At 37.2% G+C, this 25,090-nt stretch carries 20 protein-coding genes; 4 read left to right on the top strand and 16 right to left on the bottom strand.

Annotated elements, in window-relative coordinates; genetic code table 11:
- Positions 1-24: 24 nt before the first annotated feature.
- A complete protein-coding gene (locus AM608_RS01675) occupies positions 25-2,754 on the top strand; it encodes a PD-(D/E)XK nuclease family protein (protein ID WP_053580561.1) in 2,730 nt (909 codons plus the stop codon).
- A 32-nt stretch (positions 2,755-2,786) separates the two neighbouring features.
- Here the strand turns inward: AM608_RS01675 and AM608_RS01680 are convergent, their stop codons facing one another.
- Genes AM608_RS01680 through AM608_RS01690 form a run of 3 tightly spaced genes read right to left on the bottom strand, consistent with a single transcriptional unit; the run spans position 2,787 to position 5,961 of the window.
- Positions 2,787-4,007 carry an aminotransferase class V-fold PLP-dependent enzyme gene (locus tag AM608_RS01680; protein ID WP_053580562.1) on the bottom strand — a complete coding sequence of 407 codons (1,221 nt, stop codon included), beginning with the start codon at positions 4,005-4,007 and terminating at the stop codon, positions 2,787-2,789.
- Between the two features lie 34 nt (positions 4,008-4,041).
- Entirely contained in the window at positions 4,042-5,640 is a 1,599-nt protein-coding gene (gene bshC / locus AM608_RS01685; RefSeq protein WP_053580563.1) for a bacillithiol biosynthesis cysteine-adding enzyme BshC, read from the bottom strand.
- Between the two features lie 18 nt (positions 5,641-5,658).
- Positions 5,659-5,961, bottom strand: coding sequence for a hypothetical protein (locus AM608_RS01690; RefSeq protein ID WP_002671767.1), 303 nt, complete (start codon positions 5,959-5,961; stop codon positions 5,659-5,661).
- 129 nt (positions 5,962-6,090) lie between these two features.
- Here AM608_RS01690 and AM608_RS01695 point away from each other — a divergent pair, with 129 nt between their 5' ends.
- Positions 6,091-6,831 carry a 16S rRNA (uracil(1498)-N(3))-methyltransferase gene (locus AM608_RS01695; protein WP_053580564.1) on the top strand — a complete coding sequence of 247 codons (741 nt, stop codon included), beginning with the start codon at positions 6,091-6,093 and terminating at the stop codon, positions 6,829-6,831.
- A gap of 159 nt (positions 6,832-6,990) precedes the next feature.
- On the opposite strand, the gene AM608_RS01700 is transcribed toward AM608_RS01695, so the two are convergent.
- The 8 genes from AM608_RS01700 to AM608_RS01735 form a co-directional block, all read right to left on the bottom strand.
- On the bottom strand, positions 6,991-10,167 hold the full coding sequence (locus AM608_RS01700; RefSeq protein ID WP_053580565.1) for an efflux RND transporter permease subunit: 3,177 nt from the start codon (positions 10,165-10,167) through the stop codon (positions 6,991-6,993).
- Positions 10,168-10,283: 116 nt separating this feature from the next.
- Positions 10,284-10,814, bottom strand: a complete 531-nt coding sequence (locus AM608_RS01705; RefSeq protein WP_009411802.1) for a DUF4136 domain-containing protein — start codon at positions 10,812-10,814, stop codon at positions 10,284-10,286.
- A 60-nt stretch (positions 10,815-10,874) separates the two neighbouring features.
- A complete protein-coding gene (locus AM608_RS01710) occupies positions 10,875-11,840 on the bottom strand; it encodes a polyprenyl synthetase family protein (RefSeq protein ID WP_053580566.1) in 966 nt (321 codons plus the stop codon).
- 43 nt (positions 11,841-11,883) lie between these two features.
- Positions 11,884-13,542 (bottom strand): DNA repair protein RecN, encoded by a 1,659-nt coding sequence (recN, locus tag AM608_RS01715; RefSeq protein ID WP_053580567.1) that lies wholly within the window; start codon positions 13,540-13,542, stop codon positions 11,884-11,886.
- A 5-nt stretch (positions 13,543-13,547) separates the two neighbouring features.
- Positions 13,548-14,444: a DUF4835 family protein gene (locus tag AM608_RS01720; RefSeq protein ID WP_015782878.1), complete on the bottom strand. Its 897-nt coding sequence runs from the start codon at positions 14,442-14,444 to the stop codon at positions 13,548-13,550.
- Between the two features lie 28 nt (positions 14,445-14,472).
- Positions 14,473-15,597 (bottom strand): 3,4-dihydroxy-2-butanone-4-phosphate synthase, encoded by a 1,125-nt coding sequence (ribB, locus tag AM608_RS01725; RefSeq protein ID WP_053580568.1) that lies wholly within the window; start codon positions 15,595-15,597, stop codon positions 14,473-14,475.
- An 83-nt stretch (positions 15,598-15,680) separates the two neighbouring features.
- Entirely contained in the window at positions 15,681-16,226 is a 546-nt protein-coding gene (locus tag AM608_RS01730) for a hypothetical protein (RefSeq protein WP_053580569.1), read from the bottom strand.
- On the bottom strand, positions 16,226-17,761 hold the full coding sequence (locus AM608_RS01735) for a helicase HerA-like domain-containing protein (protein WP_009411808.1): 1,536 nt from the start codon (positions 17,759-17,761) through the stop codon (positions 16,226-16,228). Before AM608_RS01735 ends, AM608_RS01730 begins: the two co-directional genes overlap by 1 nt.
- A 512-nt stretch (positions 17,762-18,273) precedes the next feature.
- On the opposite strand from AM608_RS01735, the gene murB reads away from it, so the two are divergent.
- Entirely contained in the window at positions 18,274-19,257 is a 984-nt protein-coding gene (gene murB / locus AM608_RS01740) for a UDP-N-acetylmuramate dehydrogenase (protein WP_053580570.1), read from the top strand.
- An 82-nt stretch (positions 19,258-19,339) separates the two neighbouring features.
- Positions 19,340-20,347: an aldose epimerase family protein gene (locus tag AM608_RS01745; RefSeq protein ID WP_053580571.1), complete on the top strand. Its 1,008-nt coding sequence runs from the start codon at positions 19,340-19,342 to the stop codon at positions 20,345-20,347.
- Between the two features lie 76 nt (positions 20,348-20,423).
- Here AM608_RS01745 and AM608_RS01750 read toward each other — a convergent pair whose 3' ends face one another.
- The 5 genes from AM608_RS01750 to AM608_RS01770 all read right to left on the bottom strand — a co-directional run bounded on the left by AM608_RS01750 (position 20,424) and on the right by AM608_RS01770 (position 24,875).
- Positions 20,424-21,482, bottom strand: coding sequence for a nucleoid-associated protein (locus AM608_RS01750; protein WP_053580572.1), 1,059 nt, complete (start codon positions 21,480-21,482; stop codon positions 20,424-20,426).
- A 32-nt stretch (positions 21,483-21,514) separates the two neighbouring features.
- Positions 21,515-22,024, bottom strand: coding sequence for a hypothetical protein (locus tag AM608_RS01755; protein ID WP_009418287.1), 510 nt, complete (start codon positions 22,022-22,024; stop codon positions 21,515-21,517).
- A gap of 108 nt (positions 22,025-22,132) precedes the next feature.
- Complete coding sequence (locus AM608_RS01760) at positions 22,133-23,263, bottom strand: peptidylprolyl isomerase (protein ID WP_053580573.1); 1,131 nt, start codon at positions 23,261-23,263, stop codon at positions 22,133-22,135.
- Between the two features lie 25 nt (positions 23,264-23,288).
- The gene (gene gldI, locus AM608_RS01765; RefSeq protein WP_009411813.1) at positions 23,289-23,861 is read right to left on the bottom strand and encodes a gliding motility-associated peptidyl-prolyl isomerase GldI; all 573 of its coding nucleotides are present in this window, start codon (positions 23,859-23,861) and stop codon (positions 23,289-23,291) included.
- 6 nt (positions 23,862-23,867) lie between these two features.
- Positions 23,868-24,875 (bottom strand): bifunctional oligoribonuclease/PAP phosphatase NrnA, encoded by a 1,008-nt coding sequence (locus AM608_RS01770; RefSeq protein ID WP_048746770.1) that lies wholly within the window; start codon positions 24,873-24,875, stop codon positions 23,868-23,870.
- Positions 24,876-25,090: the final 215 nt, after the last annotated feature.

A 25,090-nucleotide genomic window follows, 5' to 3' on the forward strand; every position in this document is an offset into this window, starting at 1 on the left:
AAATTAGAAAATTAGCAAATCATTATGAGTTATTTACAAGAAGTTATTACCGATGTTTTAGAAAACTATCCCGATAAGATAGAGCGTCTTGTGTTTGTTACTACGGGTAAACGCCCTGCACTCTTCCTCAAAAAACACTTTGCCGAGCAAGTAAAGCACGCTACTATTGCCCCTGAGTTCATCGGAATAGCCGACCTATTTACGCGTATTTCGGACGTGCAACCTATCAGCAATTTGCCTTTGCTCTTTGAGTTTTACGATTGTTATGTAAAAACTTGCAAAGATACCCCTGATAGCTTTGAAGAGTTCCTCAGCTGGGGACAAACGGCTCTCAAAGATTTTAGTGAAATCGACCAGTATTTGGTAAATCCCGATAAGATATTCCCTTATATTCACGCCCTCAAAGAAGTCGAACATTGGTCGGGTATGGACGAGCTTAGCGAGATGCAGAAGAAACACTTAGCATTCTGGAATAGCCTCGGCGATTACTATTTTGCCCTCAGCAGTAAACTCACCAAAATGGGTAAAGGTTATGGTGGTTTCATCGCCAAAAAAGCTGTAGAAGAACTCCCCAAATACCTACAAACACACAGCAATAGCATTCATATATTCGTCGGTTTCAACGCCCTTTCCAAAGCCGAACAGCACGTGATTCAATCTATATTAATGGATATAGGTGGTGAAATTTATTGGGATGGTGATACTTATTTTTTGAACAATCCTACTCACGATGCAGGGTTCTTCTTGCGCAAATATACTAACAGTTGGCGTTATTACCAAACCCATAAACCTAAGTTCATACAAAGCAATTACGAAAAAGAGAAAGAACTTTATCTTACGGGGGTACCCAAAAGCATCAATCAGGCACATAGTGTAGCCGAACTGCTCAAAAATACCCCTGCCAAAGCATTAGAAAAAACCGCCCTCATCATCGCCGATGAGAATTTGCTCATACCTGTACTACAAGCCGTGCAACCCAAAACAAGTGTGAACATTACTATGGGCTACCCCTTGCAACAAACTCCTCTCAACGACCTTTTTGTTGCCTATTTTCGCTTGCATCTTTCCAAGAGTTTTTACCATAAAGATATACTGAACCTGCTCTCTCAACCTTTCTTGCACACCTTGCTAAAAGAAGATGTGGTGCGCCATATTTCGCAGCACATCAAAACGCATAACCTCACTTATATCACCCGTAAAAAGCTATTCGAGTCGGTAGATGATACTGAACACGAGATGCTCACTTTACTATTCCCCGATGCCAAAGGCAAAGCACTCATCATTACTCTTATCGACAATGCTATTACGCTTATCTATCGCCTAAAAGCACAAATCGACCCTAAGAGCAATACTCACCTACTCACTCAAGAGTATGCTTATCGCTTCTTCCAGTTATTCAATCAGTTGAAGCAGTTGCAAGAGCAGTACAACTATATCGATTCGGTGAAAACGCTCTATCATTTTTACTTAGATGTATTACAGAAGAGTTCGCTCAATTTCCGCGGTGAGCCTTTGGAAGGCTTGCAAGTGATGGGAGTACTGGAAAGCCGTAGTTTAGATTTTGAACGCGTGATTATCACTTCGGTAAACGAAGGTGTATTACCCTTAGGCAAAAGCGACAGCTCTCTGATTCCTTATGATGTGAAGTACGAACTGGAATTGCCTACCTACAAAGAGCGTGATGCGGTGTACAGTTACAACTTCTACCGCATTTTACAGCGCGCCAAACAAGTACACCTATTCTACGATACCGAGATGAATAGTCTGAAAAGTAAGGAAAAAAGTAGGTTTATCCTCCAATTGTTGGCAGAGAAAATTCCCACTCACAAGGTAGTGCATCAAATTAAGGCACCTGAGGTATATCCTGCTGTGTTGCGACCTCTTAATATCAAAAAAACGACCGCTGTAATCGATGCACTAAAGGCACTTGCGGAGAAAGGCATTTCACCTTCAGCACTAACTACCTATATCCGCAACCCACTCACTTTCTACGAGCAACAAGTACTACAGGTATACGAAGAAAAAGAGGTAGAAGAAACTGTTGAAGCCCGTACTTTTGGAAATATCGTACACGGCACTTTAGAAGATTTGTACACACCTTTTTTAAACGAAATACTCACCGAAGAGCACATCAAAAAAATGCAACCTTTGGTACTCCCTACTATCGAAAAACGCTTTGAAGAAGAGTACAGAAGTACTGATTTTAGGACGGGTAAAAACTGGCTTATTTTCAATGTAATAGAGAAATATGTGCGTAGTTTTTTAACTTTGGAACTCAACGAAATAAAGAGTGGTACTGAAATTATTCCTCTGTATTTAGAACAGAAGATAAAAATACCTTTCCAAGCTTCTCACTTGCCTTTTCTTGTTAATTTCAAAGGGATTATCGACCGGGTGGATAGACGTAACGGAGTGTTGCACATCATCGACTACAAAACAGGTATTGTAGAAGAAACCGATGTGCGCATCAAAGATTGGAATAACCTCATTACCGATATTAAGTATGGCAAAGCCTTCCAACTCCTCACTTATGCTTATATGATTACCCAGCATTTCAAGATTGATGAACCGATGATAGTTGCCAACCTATCGTTTAAGCGTTTGCAAAAAGGATTCTTGCGTTTCCACACCTATATCAACAAGGTAAAAGACTATGATGTAACCGCTCAAACTCTCGCTTTGTACAGTCAGTATACCGAGCAACTATTGCAAGAAATCTTTGATATAGAGAGACCTTTTTACGAGAAACTATAGTATTTATATCTTAAATTCCTTTTATACGTTTATCAGCTTAACATTTTCTGAGCTTTTTTTACAGCTTCTACAAAGGTATCTATTTCTTCAAAGGTATTGTAAACAGCAAAGCTCGCTCGAACTGTACCTGGTATGCAGTAGAAGTCCATAATAGGTTGGGCACAATGATGCCCCGTACGTACAGCAATTCCCAATTGGTCGAGAATTACACCTACATCGTAAGGGTGAATGTTTTGTAAGTTAAATGATATAACAGCGGTACGCTTACTCAAATCATCATTACCGTAAAGAGTAATGCCTTCTATATTTTGTAATTTAGCGATAGCATATTCTAATAATTTGTGTTCGTGTGTAGCAATAGCTTCCATTCCCAATTGCTGTATATAGTCAATTGTAGATCCAAACGCAATACCTCCACAAATATTAGGAGTACCTGCTTCAAACTTATAAGGGAGGTCGGCATAAGTACTCTCTTCAAAATGCACTTCTTTTATCATTTCTCCCCCTCCTTGATAAGGAGGTAATTGTAATAGTAATTCTTCTTTACCATACAACGCTCCTACCCCCGTAGGTCCGTACATTTTATGAGCTGAAACAGCATAGAAATCAACATCGAGAGTTTGCATATCGGGTTGCAAATGTGGGGCTGCTTGTGCTCCATCTACTAATACAACAGCTCCTACGCGGTGTGCTTTTTCTATAATTTCTTCTATAGGGTGAATATTTCCTAAGGCGTTCGATACGTGCTGTACACACACTATCTTCGTACGTTTATTTAGCAGTTGGTTATACACCTCTAAGTCCAAAATTCCTTTTTCATTCATCGGGATTACCTTTAGGGTAGCCCCACTCCGTTGACAAGCCAATTGCCAAGGTACTATATTGCTGTGGTGTTCTGAAGCCGAAATAATTACTTCGTCTCTCTCTTGCATCAGTGCGCCATAACCATTAGCCACTAAATTAATACTGTGGGTAGTTCCCGCAGTAAAAAGAATTTCAGAGCTTTTACGGGCATTGAAGTGGCGTTGTAGTTTCTTCCTCGCTTCTTCATAAGCATCGGTAGCTTCTTGGCTGAGAGTGTGTACTCCACGATGTATATTAGCGTTTTGGTAACTGTAATAATGCACTATTGCCTCTATCACTTGTGTAGGCGTTTGCGAAGTTGCTCCATTATCAAAATAGATAAGAGGTTTGTTATGAATAGTGCGTGAGAGTATAGGGAAGTCTGTTCTTATTTCAAGAATACTTTTCATTGTTCGTTATTTTGGGTGCAAAGATACAACATTTTCATTGTATTACCACAAACCTAAAATCAAACGGATTAAAGTCTTTTATTAACTCAGGAATGAGTTCTTCTCCTTTCATCAAATAGAAATCTGTGAAGTTAGCAAAACGCTCCTGTAAGGCTCCGTTAGGAAAGAGTTCATTTTGTAAAAAAATAGTCTGTTCCAATTCCTCTGCAAACTTTCTTTTCTGGGCTTTTAAGAGGCGTTTTTCCAGTTTGTCTAACCCTTTCAGCTGTTTTACTTCTTGTGCTTTTACAGCGTTCTCAAAAGTAACATCAGTGCGTTTAGCTAACTCATATAAATGCTCAAACTGTCTGTGTAGTAACTCTTTTTCAGGAGTAAAATCTATAGGAAATTCGCTTAACTGTCTTACTTTCTTGTTTTTTAAATCTTCTGGTTTTAGAAATAAGTCTTCTACTGAAAGTTGTAGTTTTTGTAGTTTTTCAGCTTGTCTTTGCAAAATAAGCATTGCTGAATTACGCAACATTAGTATTGGGAAGGGTACTTTCTCCTTATTGAAAAAGCCTTTTAATTCCAGCCAATAGGCTATTTCACCGCCTCCACCAATATATGCCAAATTGGGTAATATTACTTCTTGATATAAAGGTCGTAAGATTACATTGGGCGAAAATCGTTCTGGATAGGTGCGTAGTTCCTCTAAAATCCCCTCCTCAGAAAAACAAATATCCGTACCGTGTACTTCAAAGCCGTCCGCACTGCGCACAAGGCGATGTCGTCCTCCTTCTGTAAGATAAAACATATTCACCTCACGAGGGTTCACTTGCACGGGATAAGAGCTATTTACAGTCTGTAAAGCCTTAATACTTTTAGTAACCTCAGTATGTGCCACACTGTGTAGTAAATCATCGCTTATGTAAGGGATAAATTGCCTTTTTAGGGCTTTATCGTTACCATCTATTACTACAACTCCGTATGTTTCGAAGAGAGCATTTACTAAGTAACGAGTGGCAGAGGCTAAATCTTTATTTTTCAGATAACTATCGTGGAAGAGTGTGCGCAAAGTATTAGCATTTTTGCCTAGACCTATGGCTTTGTCAAAAGTCTGAAACACCGCTTCAAGTGTGTCAGTAGCAAAGTTGCCTGTGGCTCCTGTTTGGTCGCTATTCCAGCAAATTGTGCGATTGTTGAAGTGAAAGTGGTTAATTTCCTCAAAATCGTGGTCTTCTGTAGCCATCCAATATACAGGTACAAAGTGCTTATCAGGGTACTTTTCGGCGAGCTGTTTAGCAGTATTAATTACCGAAATTATCTTGAAAATGAAGTAAAGATGTCCTGTAAAAAGACTTAATTGATGTCCCGTAGTGATGGTAAAAGTATTACTTTTGGATAAAAGTTCGATGTTTTTAAGTACTTTCGGAGTAGTTTTTACCTCAGCGTATTGTTCTTTTAAACTACTGACCAAAATATGGCGTTTCTCCTCAGTAAAATCAAGAGCTTTTTCTTCTATTTGCTTTTTAAATTCTAACAATGAAGGGAAATTATGATAAAAAGGACGTAATTTTTTATTCTCACCTACATAATCAGTGATGAGTTTAGAGAAAAAACGAATATTTTGATAAGGAATATAAGCGGTAATCATACGCTTTTTAGTGTTTTATTATTCGTCGTCTAATGAAGAGTCATCAGGTATATCTAAATTGCTTACACTCATATCATCTTCTTCGTTATTCATAAAGTCATCATCTTCGTCGAAGTTTTCCATAGTGTCAGCTAAGCGGGTACTTACTTTCACTAAATATATAGTGTCATCAGTACGGACTTCCAAGGCATCAACTGTTTCATTTTTAGCGTTCTTAAAACGAATCACATCTGCATCTGTATACCCTTCGGGGTATTTCTCTACCAACATTGAGAGAATCTCATTAGTTAGTTTGTTGTAGTCTACTATTACACGTTTCATATTAATATTACTTTTCACGGGGCGAAAGTAAGTCAATTTTTATAATTACAAAATAAAAAATCTACTTTTTTTTATTTTGTTGTATCTTTGTCCCGCAATAAAGCCCATTTTTTCTAAGAAAATAAAATTATGAGTATGCAATTATTTTTCCACTCCAACCTTCATTCAAGTAGCACAAATTGCTTTTTTGATAAGGAAGAAAGCCAACATATAGTAAAGGTACTGCGCAAAAAAGCAGGCGATACACTCCATATTACCAATGGTAAAGGACTTCTTTTTGAAGCAAAATTAGATTTCGCTACACCTAAACAATGTGAGGTGTCTATACTGAAATGTACTCCTCAGCTTCCCCGTCCTTACTACTTACATTTGGTGGTAGCACCTACCAAGATGAATGAACGTTATGAGTGGTTTTTGGAGAAAGCCACCGAAATAGGCGTTGATGAAATTACTCCTATTATCTGTGAACATTCTGAGCGTACCACTATCAAAGTAGAACGTTTTGAAAAGATACTCCTTTCAGCAATGAAACAATCGTTGCAATGCTATTTGCCTAAACTGAATGCTCCTATTGCATCAGCTCAGTTTTTCAAAACGATGCTGACAGATAGTTCAGCTAAATATATAGCTCACTGTCAAGAAAATGAAAAGCGCTTGCTCTCTCGCGCACTCAAGTCCTTTCCTGAGCGTATTACCGTGCTTATAGGTCCTGAAGGCGATTTCTCTACTAATGAGATAAACACCGCTTTGCAACAAGCATTTGTGCCTATCTCATTAGGAGATACTCGCTTACGCACCGAAACAGCAGCCATAGTAGCCTGTCATACCGTTGCGGTAATAAATGAACTGACTAACATTAGTTCAACTTAATATCCTCTTAGGTCTGTCATTCCTTCGTCTTTTGTTCGTCTTTTGTTCGTCTTTTGTTCGTCTTTTCACTATATCTGCCTATGCGTCTCGCTCTATCTGCCTGTCGTGCTACGACCTCACACCGTCTAAGAGATAAGTAAAAAATAAGATGAATTATAGTTATACTTCGTGTTCGCCTTTGATGTCTCTGTGCTCGTAATCGGCAATCATCAGTTTTTCGTAATCAGTCTTAGTACCTTTACCGAAACGTCTGCCAATATTGTCAAAAATAAGGTATACCAAAGGCACTACAATAAGTGTTAAGAACAATGACGAAATAAGTCCACCTATAATTACAATCGCCAAACCATTGTTCACTTCGGCACCTGCTCCATTGGCAATAGCAAGCGGAATCATACCTGCTACCATTGCGATAGTCGTCATCAAGATAGGGCGTAAACGGGCATGGTTTGCTTGTATTAATGCAGTTACAGTATCTTCCCCTTCTTGCTTGCGGTGGTTAGCGAAGTCTACTAACATAATTGCGTTCTTAGCAACTAACCCAATAAGCATAATGATACCTAAAAGAGTAAAGATATTGAGTGACATATTGGCTAATGCCAAAGCTACTAAAGCTCCAATGAACGAAAGCGGTATAGAGAACAATACCACAAAAGGTCGTGAAAAACTGTCGTATAATACTACCATTACCATATAAACTAAGAGAATAGCTGCAAAGAGCGATATAAACAAGGTACCGAAACCTTCGTCTTGCATCTCTTGGTCACCTGTAAACACAAAGTGTACGTTAGCAGGTTTTTCTAATTGGTCTATCTTAGTTTTCCATTCTGAAACTATAGTACCTGTAGGACGACCTACCGATTGAGCTTTTACGGTTACCGAAGGCGATTTGTCATAACGTTCTAGCTGTGTAGGTCCTGAAGCATAAACAATATTAGCAAATTGTGATAGTTTTACCTGTTGTCCCACCGAGTTGATAAACATCATATTTTCTATATCGTCTATAGACTGACGGCTACCTTCTTCAAACACTATATTAATATTGTATTCTGAATCTCCTGTACGGAACTTACTGTCGTCATTACCATTAAAAGCGGTTCGCATCGTTCCCCCTACAGTAGCAATATTAAGTCCTAACATTGCCATCTTATCGCGGTCTATCTGCACATTTATTTCGGGATTACCAGATTCTGAGGAAAGCTTAATTTCAGTAGCACCTTCAACAGTTTTAAGAAGCTCAGCTGTTTTCTCAGCGTACTGTTGGGCTACTTCCACATTGTCAGAAGTAACTACCAAAGCAATTGGGGATTGTTCAGCTCCCATCAATCCTACCGGTACAGTCTTCACTTTAGCTTCTACTAAATACTGACTCAGTTTGCGTTTCAGCTTTGCCGCAATTACGTTAGTCGATTCATTACGTTCTTTCTTATCGATAATAGTAAGCTGTATTTCCGATTTGTAAGGGGTTGCTTGTGAAGCTCCCATACCACTGGTAGACTGTCCTACAGTAGTAATCATACTCTCTACCAAAGGTTTATTGGTACCCTCAACTTTTAAGCTACGAAGATAATTTTCAGCTTTTTGGGTCATAAAGTTAGTCTGCTCTAAGGAAGCATCTTTATTCAATTCAAACTGCACTAAAAACTTTCCTCTATCCATATTAGGCATAAACTCAGATCCGATAAATCCAGTAGGAATCAATGAACAAGAACCTACAAAAAGGAAAAATACCAAAATAATAGTTTTCCATTTATTGGCAAATACCCATACCAATAAGTCAGAGAAGAACTGTGTAAAGCGTTTGAGGTATCCTTCAAATCCTATGGTCATCTTTCCTAAAAATGAATTGGGATTTGCGTGTTCTAATTTTCCAAACCTAGAGTACAACCAAGGGACTACTGTAAAAGACATCAATAATGAAAGCATTGTAGCAATAGCTACAGTCAAACAAAACTCACGCAATACTTTTACTACAATAGCATTACCTAATGAAATAGGAACGAACACTACCACAATTACTAAGGTAATTGCCATTACAGTAAGCACAATTTCCTTAGAACCATCAAAAGCAGCACGCACTTTATTCTTACCCATCTCCATATGGCGGTGAATGTTTTCTAATACTACAATAGCATCGTCCACCAAGATACCTACCACCATCGAAAGGGCAACAAGGCTCATCAAGTTCAGTGTAAAACCAAAGAAATACATACCTATAAAAGTAGCAATGAGAGAAGTAGGTATAGATACCATTACAATAATAGCATTACGTAGGCTGTGAAGGAAGAAGAACATCACTACTGCTACCAATACAATTGCCAATATCAAATCGGACATTACAGAGTTGGCTGCTTCCAAGGTAAACTCACTAGTATCTTCAGCCAATAGCATCTTTACTCCATCATTTTTATAAGTCTGCTCTACTTGTTCCATCTTCTTGCGTACCAACTCACTCACCGATACAGCATTAGCATCAGTTTGTTTCAATACTTGTAGCAAGAGAGTATTTTCTTGGTCTATACGCGCTATTTTGGTAGCTTCTTCTTCGGTATCTTGCACATCAGCTACATCCGAAAGCCGTATCTCTAGTCCATTCTGTGAAGCAAGTATAAGGTTGCGTAATTGTTTCACATCTTGTAATTTACCAAGCAAACGTATAGAAGTGCTATTCTCACGAGTTTTAATTTTACCCGCAGGAATTTCCATATTCGAAGCTGCAATCAATTGTTGTACTTGAGCTATAGAAAGACCATAACCTTCTAACTTCTTAGCATCAATGCTCACGCGTATTTCGCGTTTGCGACCACCTATTATATTCACTTGTGCTACTCCTGGAACACGTGATAACTCCGGCTGTATTTTTTTATCTACCAAGTCGTACAATTCTTGTGCCGATAGATTAGAGGTAACCCCTATGGACACAATAGGCAAATCGGAAAGAGAGAATTTACTCAATGATGGTTCTTTAGCATCATCGGGCAAATCAGCTCTTATTGCATTAATTTTGCGCTGTGCCTCATTAAGGGTGTTATCTACATTCGCATCGTTAGTAAGTTGTACTACTACCACCGAAAGGCTTTCATACGAATATGATTGTATCTTTTTGATATTTTCCAAAGCCGAAACGGCATCTTCGATTTTCTTTGTCACGGTGCTCTCAATCTCCGAAGGAGAGGCTCCCGCATACACAGTAGAGATTGTAACTACATTCACTTCAAACTTAGGAATGAGCTCGTAGTTCAATAACTTATACGAATAGAAGCCACCAAGTAGCAACAACAAGAGCATCACAATAAGTACACTGGGACGCTTAATAGAAAGTTTAATTAAATCCATCTTTTGTTTGTTCTAAATCGGGGGCAAAGGTACGATAAAAAACTTAATAAACAAAAAAAGTTTCCATATTTTTGGAAACTTTTATTATGAGTAAGTACTTGAATAATTTATGAGACTTACTGTTTTGGAGGATATTTTTCTAATATTTTATTTACGAAGTTATTAATAGCTTCTTCTTTGCGTTCCGTTGTTTGAGGTAGGTTACCTATACCTTTACCTTGCCAAATAAGTTCGCGTTTATGAGCGTCTATAATTTCAATATAAAGAGAACCTTCTGTACTTCGAGCTACATTATAGGTTGCTCCTCCCCAAAAAGGCCCCCAACCCATTCCCCAGCCCCAATAGTACGGAGAATTGTTATATACATCTACATTTTCTTGTTCACGTGTAAAGATATTTACTAAAACGTCTGGTTTTTCAGAAAGTGTTATTCCTTTAGAAGTTAAATTACGCTCAATAGCTCGTAAAATACGTTTCTTATCTAAATCTGAGATAGGAACTTTATCAATACCTTCTTTAAAGAAAGCAAATGATTTGTATGCAGAAAAATCGGCCTGTTGGTCATAATCTGTAGCTACATATACACTAGCACAAGAACTAAGAACAACAGCCATAATTAGGAGTATAAAAACAGTTGTTTTTTTCATATCATAAGTTATTTAAAAGGTTTTGAAATCTTGTTTTATAAGCACAAAATCTATACCGTTTTATATTTTTCTATCCATTAATTGTAGGGCAAAAGTTCTGAGGTATTCTCGTTTATCATCTCCTATAGTTATTTTCTCTAATATCATAAGAGCTTTTTGAGTATAATTTTCTATCAGCTGGCGAACTGCTTTGTCTGCATTTGTTATCTGAAAAATCTCTCTTACTCTTGCTATTTTATTATCAACTTCATTTAAAGTATATGCTCTCAATAGTTCTTCACGTTGTTTTTCATTGCTTAGGGCTAAAGATTTTAAATAGAGTATAGTTTTCTTATTCTCTATAATATCACCTCCTATTTTTTTACCAAATGAAGCATCTCCAAAAGTATCCAAATAATCATCTTGTAACTGAAAAGCTATTCCTAAATTTAAACCGAAATTGTACATATTTATTTGGTTTTCCTTAGTAGTTTCAGAGATAATACTACCCATTTGTAAGGCAGCTCCTATAAGAACTGAAGTTTTGTATGAAATCATTTGCATATATGCCTCAATACTTACCTCTTGTAGCTTTTCAAAATCCATATCCATTTGCTGTCCTTCACATACTTTAAGGGCTGTTTCACTTAATGTTTTTACTAATTCTTGAAATATTTCTGAAGGATAATCCTCTAATAATTTATAGGCAATGATAAGCATAGCATCTCCTGAAAGTATACCTACATTTGTATCCCATTTTTGATGTACAGTAGGTTTGCCACGCCTTAGAGAAGCATTATCCATAATATCGTCGTGGATAAGTGAAAAGTTGTGAAAAACCTCTATGGCAGTAGCTGCATTAAGTGTTTTGCGATAGTCTTTACCAAAAATATCGGTTGCAATAAGAGTAAGTATAGGGCGAATACGCTTTCCCCCTAAGTTAAGAATGTACTGAATAGGTTCATAGAGGTGAATAGGCTCTTTGGGAGTAAAAATTTTTTCTATATGCTGTAAAAAAGCTGTTTTATACTCTTCAATGGGAAGCATAATAATTTATTATTAGTCTAGAAAGTTAATACTTGTCTGTTTTTTATCCTTTTCTTAAAAGCTCTATTGCGTGATTACGAGCTGATTCACCACTATTTTTTCCTTCAAGCATTTCTGAGAGTTCTGAAATGCGTTCTTGTTCGGTGAGCATTTTAAGATGGGTAGTCGTCTTACCAGTTATATCTTCTTTAAACACTTTAAAATGATAAGCACCCTTAGCCGCTATCTGTGGTAAATGGGTAATAGCAAATACCTGTCTGTTTTTGCTCATTTGTTTCATTATATCACCCATTTTTTGAGAAATTTCACCTGATACTCCTGTATCAATTTCGTCGAACATAATAGTAGGGAGTGCTGTATGTGCTGCCATTATAGCTTTTACAGCTAACATTATACGTGATAATTCTCCTCCTGAAGCTACTTTCTTTAATGGTCCAAAATCTCCCCCTTTATTGGCAGAAAATAAAAATGAGAGCTCATCATTTCCGTTGTTAAAGAAATGTGAGGTAGATGTTAGCTTGATATCAAAACGCCCATTGGGCATTCCTAATTCGTGCATAAAGTTCTCTAATTGTTTAGTGAGAGTAGGAATTACTTTTTCACGAGTTTTGTGTAACTCAGTTGCTTTTTTAGAGGTTTCTGCTTGTTGTTTTGCAACTAACTCTTGTTGTTCTTTAAGGTCGAAATCTGCGCTTTCAGTTTTAGAAACAGCCTTCTCTAAACGCTCTTGAATACTCATCAACTCTTCAACAGTTGTTACTTTGTGCTTTTGCTGAAGTGAGTAGATTTTATTGAGTTGCTTAGATATTTCCTCTAAATTTTCTGGGTCTGTTTCTATGTTTTCATCAATGTCTGATACATCTCTACTCAAATCTTCTAAATCTAAGAAAGCTGAGTCAATGCGTTCGTATAATTCGCGGTATTGCTGTTTGTATTCTGTAAGATTTGAAAAAGCGCGACGCAGTTCACGCAAATTATTCAAGATACCTATGTTCTCATCGTTGAGCAAATATAAACTTTCAGCTACATTTTCTTTTATCTCTTCGATGTTAGAGGCTTCTTCATAGCTTTCTTCCAATTCCTCCAAAATGCCTTCTCCTAAAGTAACCGATTTCAGTTCTTTGAGTTGGTGCAGATTGTAATCGTATTCTTTATTAGCTGTCTGTTGGAAATCTATGAGCTCTTGTAGTTTTTTTTGTTCGTTTTTAAGTAGTACTAAAAGACGTTGGTATTCCTCTAATAAAGATTTATTTTCAGCCATTGCATCTATAATTTCAAACTGAAAAGCTGTGTCACTTAAAGAAAGCGTCTGATGCTGAGAATGAATATCTACGAGTACTTCACCTAAACGTGAAAGCACGTCTAATGTTACAGGAGAATCATTGACGAAAGCTCGAGATTTTCCCGAAGGAAGAATTTCACGACGTATAATAGTTTGAGGGTCATAATCTATTTCCAGCTCATTGAAGAGAGATTGAAATTCATAATTTTGCAAAGAAAATTCGGCTTCAATTACACATTTTTCATCTTTATTCCTCAAAGCAGACATATCGGCACGTTTCCCCAATACTAAGGAAAGAGCGTCAAGCATTATAGATTTTCCTGAACCTGTTTCGCCTGTGATAATAATAAAGCCTTTAGGGAAGTCAACTTTTAGGTCATCAATTAATGCATAATTTTTTATAGATAGAGTGTTGAGCATATTCCTTATTTTATTTCATTCCACTTAGTTACTTGGGTGGGAGCTAATTTCATTAAGGCTTCTTTTAGCATTTTGGTATTAAAAATCATTCCACCTGAGTAAATAGAGGCAATTTCATCAGTTTTTGCATTAAAAAACAATATCATTGCATAGGAGCTCAACCGTAGGCTTGGTATTTTTTCAAGTAAAATAATAGCATTCTGGATAGCTTCTTTTCCGCCTTTCTCATCGGTGCTCATTATATCTAAGCCCAAACGATGGTATTGGTATAAAGCTTTGTGATAATCAGTGTAATTTTCTGAAATGAGCTCATTTATTAACAAGAATCGGTTGTTTTTACCATTATCAGCCCAACCTGTATAACTACTGTTTTGTGCTATATTAGCAATTTGTTGTGCCTTTAAGAAATAAGGTCTCCCTGCATTTTCAGCAAACGTATCAGCATCGAACCCTAATAGCAAATAGGCATAGTAAGCTATTACCGACGTGAGGTTCGACTCAAAGGCATTTTCATTGAAGGTAAGAGGGGCAAACTCTTGATAGTCAAAAGCTACTTCTTTATCTTGCAAGTTAAATACAGGAGATTGATAAGCTGAATTGTATACAGGACGAGAAGATTGCACCAAAAGACTTGCTTCATAGTGCGAATTTTCAAACTTATTAATCACCAGAGTAAAACTACAACGGATACGTTCGTTTTCGCGCACTTTCAAATCTGTCCAACGGGTTTGATTGATAAATTCTTGTAAAGATTTTTCTAAGGTCTTAAAGACTGAGCGATTACTTAAATTTACCTGTTGTGTATTGACCGTTACCACGGCATTCAACTCTTGTGAAAAAGAAAATGAGCTGGCAATTAGGGCTAAAAAGAGTGTTATTTTTCTCATAATGATATGTGTCATATAATTATTTCCTATCTTCCCATTCTAATTAATACGGTATCTCTTCCGTAATTTCAAGACCGTAGCCCGACATTCCTACGTAATTAGACGCATTTTTAGAGTTGGTAAGTAATCGAAGTTTCCTAATACCTAAATCGTTGAGTATTTGAGCTCCCATCCCAATATCTTTGGTATCTTTACCTACTTGAGGAAGAGGGTGTCCTGTTTGGTGTTCTTTGATTTCGGTAATGTGCTGTAACAACGTTTTCGAATAACCTTCTTTATTAATTACTATCACAGCTCCTTTGCCTTCCTCATTAATTTTTCTGAAAATGCGTTCAAGAGGGTTGTCCTTATCTCCTGCTATAACTTCCAGAATATCATTACTGATAAACGATGAATGAACGCGCGTAAGCACAGGTTCATCTGCTTTCCAAGTGCCTTGTGTAAAGGCTAAGTGTATTTGCTTGTTAGTAGTTTGTTCATAAGCGCGCAAGCGGAATTCTCCATAAGGGGTTTGCAACAAGAAATCTTCTTTCTTTATCACAAGTGTGTCTTTGCGCATACGATAAGCAATAAGGTCTTCAATAGAAATGATTTTAAGGTCGAATTTCTTAGCTACTTCCACCAACTGAGGTAATCGTGCCATCGTACCATCTTCATTTAAGATTTCTACTAAAATACCGGCAGGTTTTAGTCCCGCAATACGAGTGAGGTCAATAGTTGCTTCTGTGTGTCCTGTACGGCGAAGCACTCCGCCTTCTTTAGCGCGTAAAGGGAATATATGTCCAGGACGCCCTAAGTCGAAAGGAGTGGTCTTTGGGTCTACTAATGCTTGAATAGTTTTTGCCCGGTCGAAAGCTGAAATACCGGTAGTACAACCCTGACCTTTTAAATCTACTGAAACAGTAAACTGAGTTTCGTGCAGTACGGTGTTGTTTTGCACCATCATCGGAAGGTCAAGCTCAGCACAACGTTTTTCAGTAAGAGGAGCACAGACTAACCCGCGACCGTTGGTAATCATAAAATTAATCATCTCAGGAGTTACCTTTTCAGCAGCAGCAATAAAATCGCCTTCATTTTCGCGGTTTTCATCATCTACTACAATAACGACTTTTCCTTTTTTTATGTCTTCAACAGCTTCTTCAATGCTGTTTAGTTTAATATTGTTCATCTTTATCAATTGATTTTATACAAAATGAACACGAGTGTATCACTCGTGTTAAAATTATAAATAGTTATTAATCTTCGTTCAACTTAAAAATTAACTGTAATACGAGCGATTTTGGCGCTTTCCTCAATATCTCCTTCTGAGATATTATCGGTAAGGTCAAAAGCTGTTTTAAGAGCCGATTTGTCGAAAGTAAAGTAGTAATTCTTTCCTTTTGGAGTAACCATTACGCTACTGATAGAAGGCTCAATTTCTAAATCGGGATATTTGCTCTTTACGTCTTTAAAAGTACTCTGTAACGAAATCCCTTTTTCGGTAGCGTATTTATCGCACAATATCAATACACTTTCTACTATTTTGTCCCCCTTATCATTGGTAGTGGGAGTAATTTCAAGAAGCTCTTTACCTTCTTTGTCTAAAATAGTAATGCGCTCAGCACTTGCATAACGCAACTCTCCTTCCATAGTCGAGTTTACTATGGAGTCCTTAGCAAAGATAGAATCTAACTTTTGTATGGGAGTGCCTTTTTGGAGAACTCCTACACTGTTATTAGTGATGAGGAACTCATTCTTTTTATTGTTACACGCCACAATAGTTAAAAGAACAGTAATGATGATAAAGTATTTTTTCATTATTTCTTGATAATTTTATTTAATATTCCTAAAACTCCTCTGACGAACGACGCACTTGTAACCATTTTTATCAAAGGATTAGTACCCGAACGCTTAGTAGTGGTTTTTTGTGTAGTGGGCTTAGGAGCAGAAGCTTTTTCGGCTTCCTTAGCTTCTTTTTGCTTCTCTTCCTCTTTCCGCACGTCCTCTATTTTCTTATTTAAGATTTCATAAGCGCTTTCACGGTCGATAACTTCGTTGTATTTGCGCACTAACTCCGAACGCCCTACCAACGCTTCAATTTCACTATCACTAAGGATATCCATTCTACTCATCGGTGCGCGCATCATTGTGTCTACCAATGGGGTAGGTATTCCTTTTTCGTTCAGTACTGTTACCAGTGCTTCTCCTGTTCCTAAGGAAGTAAGCGTATCGGTAGTGTCGTAAAATTCTGATGAAGGATAATTCTCTGCAATCAGCTTAATGGCTTTACGGTCTTTAGCGGTGAAAGCACGCAGAGCGTGTTGTACCTTCATACCCAGCTGAGAGAGTATCGCATCGGGGATATCGGTAGGGTTTTGAGTACAGAAAATAAGTCCCACACCTTTTGAACGTATGAGCTTTACAATGTTCTCTAATTGGTTGAGAAGCGTTTTGGAAGCCTCATTGAAAATAAGGTGCGCTTCGTCGATAAAGATAACCAACTTAGGTTTCGACATATCGCCTTCTTCGGGGAAAGTAGTGTAAATTTCAGCCAAAAGACTCAACATAAAGGTCGAGAACATCTTAGGACGGTCTTGAATGTCTGTAAGGCGAATGATGTTTACATAACCTTCGCCCTGTGCATTGGTTCTCATTAAGTCAGCTGGTTCAAAACTGCGCTCGCCGAAAAAAAGTTCAGCACCTTGATGCTCTAATTCCACAATTTTACGCAAGATAGCACTTGTTGAGGACTTAGAAACCGCTCCGTACTCTTTCTCGAAGTCGGTCTTTCCTTCATCAGTGGCATATTGAAGTATTTTCTTTAAATCTTTTAGGTCTAACAAGGGTAGTGCGTGGTCATCGCAGTATTTAAAAACCACTGCCAAAACACCTTCTTGCACATCGCTTAGGTCTAAAATGCGTGAAAGTAGCACAGAGCCAAATTCTGATACAGTAGCACGCATACGCACACCCTTTTGCTCCGAAATGGTCAGTAGTTCGGTGGGGAATGCCTGTGGTTGAAAGTCTAAGCCTATCTTACCTAAACGCTCTAAGATAAAAGGCTTTACTTCACCAGATTCAGCAATACCACTAAGGTCACCTTTCAAGTCCATTAGCAATACAGGAACACCTTTTTTAGAAAGGTTTTCGGCGATAACTTGCAGAGTTTTAGTTTTACCTGTACCCGTAGCTCCTGCGATAAGTCCGTGGCGGTTAAGTGTTTTTAAAGGTAAATTTACCAATACGTTTTCAATAGGTTGCCCTTCGTAGATAGCCCCTCCTAAGGTAATGTAATCACCTTTAAAGGAGTATCCAGCGAGCATTGTTTCTTTAAAAGAATCTATTTTAGCCATTTGTTATTAGTTTTAAACTGTTAGTAGTGTTTTACTTATTCGATAGGTAGTTGGCATTTTCAAGGCACAAAGGTAGAAAAAAAAGTTGAAAAGCCAAAATTTATTAGGTAACAAATTTATTTTTAGTGCAATAAAAGGGTTTGTTAATAACTTTGTGAGACTTACAGACTAAGAGCAAACAACGGTCTATCCTTTCGTTTTACATCGCTTTATTTCCCTCAAAACTACGGTTTTTCATTAACTCTTAACTCCTCATTTTTAATTATTTACATAGCTATTGTATACCAATCTTCCAAGATTCGTATAAGCTTCCTATAAGCTAAGCATACCCTCCTAATAACCCTTTTTCACCAAAATCCCCTTCAACCATCTTCCGAACCTCTCCGTTATCTTCCGTTTCTTCGTGACCCTACTACTAAGCCATCAATCTCCATTTGCTAATTTACTAATTTTTCACATTTGCTAATTCATTTTTTTTACATACCTTTGCACTTGTAAGTAGACCGTAAGTTATGCAAATACCTAACACTTTTAACCTTAAAGTTCAAGCTGAAAAATATATTCCTATCCATAGCGAAAAGGAACTCATCAGTGCGTTACAAGAGTATCACAATCCATTTGTTTTGGGGGGTGGAAGCAATATGCTTCTCACTAAAAATATTACGCAACCTGTGTTTCATATTTTGCTTAAAGGCATTAGCACTGTAAAAGAAACTGATGAATACATATGGCTTAAAGCACAAGCTGGAGAGAATTGGCACCAATTTGTGCGTTATACTTTACAACAGGGCTATGGCGGACTTGAAAATCTTTCACTGATTTACGGCAATGTAGGTACCACTCCTGTACAGAACATAGGGGCTTATGGGGTGGAAATAAAAGATGTAATGGAGAGCTGTGAGACTATTGAGGTTCATACACTGCAAAAACGCATATTTACAAATGCAGAATGTGCTTTTGCTTATCGAGAATCTATTTTTAAGGGGAAAGAGAAGGGTAATTACATCATTACTTCGGTTACTTTTAAACTTACTAAAAAGAACCACCAATTGCACACGCAATATGGGGCTATTCAGCAAGTCCTTTCAGAGCGAGGAATTACCAAACCTACCCCCGAAGAGTTGTCCGATGCGATTATTACCATTCGCGAAAGTAAATTGCCTAACCCTAATGTTTTAGGTAATTGTGGCAGTTTCTTTAAAAACCCAATTGTTCTAAAAACTGATTACGAAAAACTACAACAGCAATATCCTGAAATTCCTTGTTATCCAGTAAATGAAACCGAAGTGAAAGTGCCAGCAGGCTGGCTTATAGATCGCTCAGGACTCAAAGGTTATCGGAAAGGAGATGCAGGAGTGCATAAACATCAAGCATTGGTATTGGTGAATTATGGTGAAGCTACAGGTGAGGAAATTTTAGCGGTGGCTAATTATGTAAAAGCTCAAGTGCAAGAAAAGTTTGGCATTGCCTTGGAGTTTGAAGTGAATATATTTTAATAACGTACTTCATTTACATACAACTCAATCCAACTCTTGATTCGCATTATTTCAATATCTTTATCTAAAAAAATAATTATTGATGAAAAAAGAATATCATAAAGAAAAATTACAAACTATTGTTCTTTCTAATAAAGGAGGTATGGAAGTAATCGTACTTAATTTTGGTGGTGTGATTAGCTCTATTAAAGTGCCTGTAAAAGGGAAAAAGGTAGAATGTGTATTGGGATTCGACACGTTTGAAGAGTACGTAAGTGAGGCTTACCGCAAAGAGTATCCGTATCTTGGTGCGATTATAGGGCGTAACGCAGGGCGTATAAAGTATGGAAAAGCTATTATTGATGGCAAGGAAGTACAATTACGCTGCAATTTAGGAGAAAATCAAATACACGGAGGCTCAGTAGGCTTTGATAGTGTCTTTTGGGACGTAGTGGCAGTAAATAGGGGAGAAGATAATTCTTCAGTAACCTTACAATATGTTTCTAAAGACGGCGAAGAGGGTTACCCAGGAGAGGTAACGGTGCGTGTAACCTATACGCTTACTTCCGATAACCGTTTGCGCATTGATTATCACGGCATCACCGATGCACCTACTATTTTAAATCTCACTCAGCATACATATTTTAACCTCAATGAAAACAATACCGATGTGCTTAACAATACCTTACAAATAAAAGCTGATAAGTACGTGCCATTAGAAGAAGGGTTCTTTACCCCTACAGGTGAACGCCCTCCTGTGGCTGGCACACGTTTGGATTACCGAAAAGGGCAAAAGGTATATGCTCATACTGATAATTCGTTTGTACGTGAGATTCCCTCTGAGGAAGTAATGGCTACAATTACTAACGGAGAAGGTTCATTGGCAATGGAAGTGCGTACCAATCACCCTGTGTTACATATCTATGCAGGATATTATTTACCTAAGTTGCAACCACCTCATCGCAAAACTATAGGGCAAAGCAGAGGAATTTGTTTTGAAGCACAAGGTTATGCCGATGCTACTAAACATCCACAGTTCGATAATGTAGTGTTAAGACCTAAAGAAGAATACAATTTCTTTACTGAATTTAAGTTTATACATTTTTCGTAGAAGGTATAAGATACATACAAGCATAAAAAAAGAGTCTGATATCAGACTCTTTTTTTATGCTATTACCATTTAAAATCTAGCTTTTTTGTTCTTTATTGAAGTACACCAAATAGTAATACATTTGTTTTTCTTCGTCCCAACCTTTCTCAATAAACTTATCAACTGATTCTGGATTGATAAAGTCCATACGTATTTGGATATTAGTGTCTAAATCAATCACATTTTTAATTTTTTTGCGCACATCCGATACAGCCTTATTAACAATCGGGAAGGTTGATACATCTTCTATTTGGTACTTAGGTCCTTTCTCTACTTTGTAGTGCTTAAACTCTGGTATTAATTCAGGATTTTCAAACACTTCATTCATAAACGAGGTTTCTTCAAAATCATCATTCTTAGCGAAGTAATTAATCGCACGGTTCATAAACAGTACCTCTTCTTTTTTATCTTCGGCAGGCAAGATTACATCTTTGGCAAAGTCTTGGCTGAATTTTAAGTACTTTTTAGTATAGAAATTATCGTCTATTAATGCATCGACATTTAAAAAGTTCTCCAACCAATACTTAGTGTCGTAACGATTACTATCAATAGAAAGTATTTTGTATCCGTCCTCTTTATTCACATTAAAGATAATACAACCTTTATCCAATCGGTGAATGTTCACTCCCTCTTGGATAATCATCTCCAACTGGTTAGCCTGTTCTTCAAACTGCAAAAAGCTGTTCCTCATCTCCGATTTGAAGATACCTACTGCTTTTACCTTTTCATTATCTAAATAACTGTCGTGAAGAAGCGCTACATACACCTCTCCGTTTTTGATATGTGGGTGATTAGACTGATTGTACAAGTGTTGCGCAATCTTCTTAGATTGCTCGTGAATAGAGCTCTCGTCCTCAAAAATAGGAGTTACTAGCTGGTAAAGTTCATTGAACTCAACATCGGTATCGTGTACTAAGTGAAAGTAGTTTTCTTCTTTTTCACGGAAAGGTTTAAAGAAGTATTCTTTCAGTAGCCCTATAATCTCATCGTTTAGTGCATAAGGTTTTTCTGAAAGAAATAAAGGTTCTCCTTTGCTTAGATTACCTACCCTGTGAATAGAAAGTGTTTCAATGTTTGTTGTATATAAATTTAGCATAGTTACTTGTTATCTGTTACTATTACGTATTATTAGTAATATTCTTCTTCACTGAAACTTCCATAATCGTCTTCGTCGAGGTCAAAATCGTTAAATTCATCTTCAAACTCATCAAAATCATCAGCTACGAATGATTTCTCGGGAGCTTCAGCAGGAATAGAACCGTGAGCGTATATCAAAGCAGGATAAGAGGCGCCTGTTTCTTCTTCATCAATCTCTACTAATTCTACGAAGAACGTCCACATCGACATAAAGTCGTATACGTACAACAGTTTAGGCTCTTCTTCACTTACTACCGATTCGATGGTTGTCTCTTCCATCAAGCGCATTTCTCCACTTTCTGATACATCAAAAAGGGTGATTTCCTCTCCCTGATTCCAATCCTCATCGGTAAGATAGAAAGAAGCCATTTCGTCACCAGCAAAGCCAAATGATTGGTTGATTACATTGTGTAAATCTTCCAAAGTAGCTTCTCCTTGAATGATAATATCTCTAAAAACGTCTTCTTTAACGTCAAGTATCACTCTGAATTTGTATACCATTTTTAGTTTTTAGTTATTTTAGTTGTTAGTAAAAAACTTTGTCAAAGGTCGTAGCACGACAGGCTGTTAGAGACTTTGACAAAGTTTGTATATTCTTATTTTCTATACTTATTTAGCTATATCTGTAATTTCAATATCGAAAATAAGGTCGCTATTAGGTGGAATCACATCGCCAGCACCTCTTTCGCCATATCCTAAAGTAGCAGGAATAAATACGCGTATTTTATCACCTACTTTCATTGTAAGCAAAGCATCTCTGAAGCCTGGTATAAGTTGCGCAGAAGTGTTATAAGGCATAGGGAAGGCTTGGTATCCTCCTTGTTGTTCACGTAATGAGTTGTATTTACCATAAGCCTCTTCAATTTCTTTTACGTTAGAATCGAAAAGGGTTCCGTTTTTCAAATAACCTGCGTAGTTTACCATTACTTGATGTGTGTGATTAGGTTGTTTGCCTTTGCCATCAACTAACTTAAAGATTTTTACTCCTGAAGGAAGTGCTTTAGCTTGTGGTTCCTGTACTTTTACTTCTTCTAAGAACTTAGCTGCAGCGGCTTTCGTCTTAGCTTCTTTTTCTCGCTCTCTCTTGTTAATTTCTTTGAAGTAATCTTCAAAAACTTTTACAGCATTGAAGTTTTTAGCATCTTTACCATTAGCAATAATAGTAATCTTATTGATTTTAATATCCTTTTCAGGCTTGTCATTCATTACTGTTTTAGTATTAGCAATAGCATCTATTACTTCTAAACCTTTCACCGTTTCGCCGAATACTGTGTGGCGACCATCTAAATGAGGAGTAGGCACTTGGGTAATAAAAAACTGACTGCCATTGGTAGCTGGTCCTGCGTTTGCCATTGACAAGATTCCTTTTTTATCGTGTTTTAAAGTGGGCACTATCTCATCTTCAAATCGGTAACCGGGTTCTCCCATTCCAGTGCCGGTAGGGTCACCTCCTTGTATCATAAAATCCTTGATTACTCGGTGGAAAATTGTTCCGTTGTAAAACGGTTTACCTTTGTATTCAGCTTTTACGAAAGTGTTTTTACCTTCTGCCAAAGTAACAAAGTTGGCTACTGTTACAGGAGTTTCTTTGTAGTTTAGTTTTACAATAATATTTCCTTGAGTAGTTTCGATATCCGCAAATAAGCCATCTCCTAAATCTTTATAGGCTTTCTTTTGCGAATTGCAACTGAAAAATACAAACATTGCAGAAAGCAATGCGATAAAATTGAGTCGTCTCATATATAAAATTAATTAAAATTTCTACTTATTCAGGTCGTGGTTCTATTTTCTCTTTGTTTTTTTCAATTTTAAAAACCTCTATCTTGGCAATAATAGGCTGGTTGAAAGTTATTTTGTCTTTATCACCACGATAACCATAGGCTACGCTCGAGGGGAAAAAGAAAACACCACTTTCTTTCTCTTTTAGCAATTTTAGTGCTGAACGCAACCCTTGGAATACCTCTTCTTTATCTACATTATACTTATAATCACCATCGGGTTTCTCTTGGTAGAGTTCGTTACCCTGCAAATCCGAAAGACTGTAATCATAGGTTACTATATCGCCAAACTGTGCTGTGTAGTCAGCATTAGGATTTTGGTTTAGGTAATAGAATTTAAAACCGTGTTGTGAATCTATAAAGGTGTGGAGCGTATCTTTTTTGATAATAGAATCAATAAGAGCTTCTTCTGAAGCTAATAGTGCTTTGTTTTTCTTAGCCGATTCCTTTAAAAAGGTACTTGTTTTCTTGGTTACAGGGTGGCGTGCTTGTCGGTCGGCACAGCTTATGAAAACTATGCCAGCAACCATTATTATTGCTATTTTTTTGAGTATATTCATTGTATTTTAAATATTCTTGTGAATAAAATCTGGCAAAACTTGTTTAAAATAAGTTACTGCTTCTTCCATTGTACCGTCAAATCTACCTCCTGCAGCATTGATGTGACCTCCGCCATTGAAATATTTGCGTGCAAACAGATTTACATCGTTATTACCTTTGGAACGCAACGACATTTTTATAAAATCGCCTTCTTGAATGAAGATTACTGCCAGCTTGGTGTTCTTAATGGTAAGCCCATAATTTACGAAACCGTCAGTATCTCCTTTTTGGCAGTCGTATTGTTGTAGTTCTTCGGAACTAAGCGTTGTGTAAGCCGTGTCGTACTCTTTTAAATACGTCATATTTTTCAGAACTACACTCAGTAATTGCAATTTGTTAAATGAATTATTATCAAACACATTACTGTTAATCTGACTGTTTTTAGCTCCTTTTTCGATAAGGAAAGCAGCTATTTTTAGCGTATTGCTAGTAGTGGTGGGGTATTTAAAATTTCCCGTATCGGTCATTATTCCTGTGTACAAACAAGTAGCTATTTCTCTATCTATTTGGTTTTTATCGCCCATTGCATCAATAAACGAATATACCATTGCACAGGTAGAGCTGGCATTGGGGTTAGAGAAAGTTACTTTGGCATAAGCCTCAGGCGCTTGATGATGGTCAATCATCACAAATGTAGCTGCCGAGCTTTCTAATAAAGGTGTGAGCCCATCAGCGCGTTTAAGTGAATTGAAATCAAGCGTAAAGATGAGCGTAGAGTTTTCTATTTGTTTTTTTGCCTTTTCAGGAGCATTGTCATAGATGAGAATCTCATCGGCTGAGGGTAACCATTTTAAATAATCAGGAAAATCATTGGGCGACACCACCGTTACATCTTGGTGCAATTGCTTTAAATACAAGTATAGTCCCAAGCAACTCCCTATGGCATCTCCATCAGGGCTTTTGTGAGGAATGATACTTATTTTCAGCTGTTTTTTAAGTAGTAGCTTAACGTTTTCTATATCATATATATTCATAGGGTGCGAAAGTACGACATTAATTTGTTCTTAATGTTTTCATATCTGAAAAATTTTAAAATTGAAAAAGAAATGATTAATTTGCAGGACAAAGGTAGTAATTAATTTTTAATGACAAAAAAATAATTTTGTTTTTTAATGGATATTCGTTGATAATGAACTCTTAGCGATAATAAGTAATTATCAGTTGATAACAACTAGTTCCGCTGGTGTAA

The sequence above is a fragment of the Capnocytophaga sp. oral taxon 323 genome (assembly GCF_001278825.1).
Lineage (GTDB): Bacteria > Bacteroidota > Bacteroidia > Flavobacteriales > Flavobacteriaceae > Capnocytophaga > Capnocytophaga ochracea.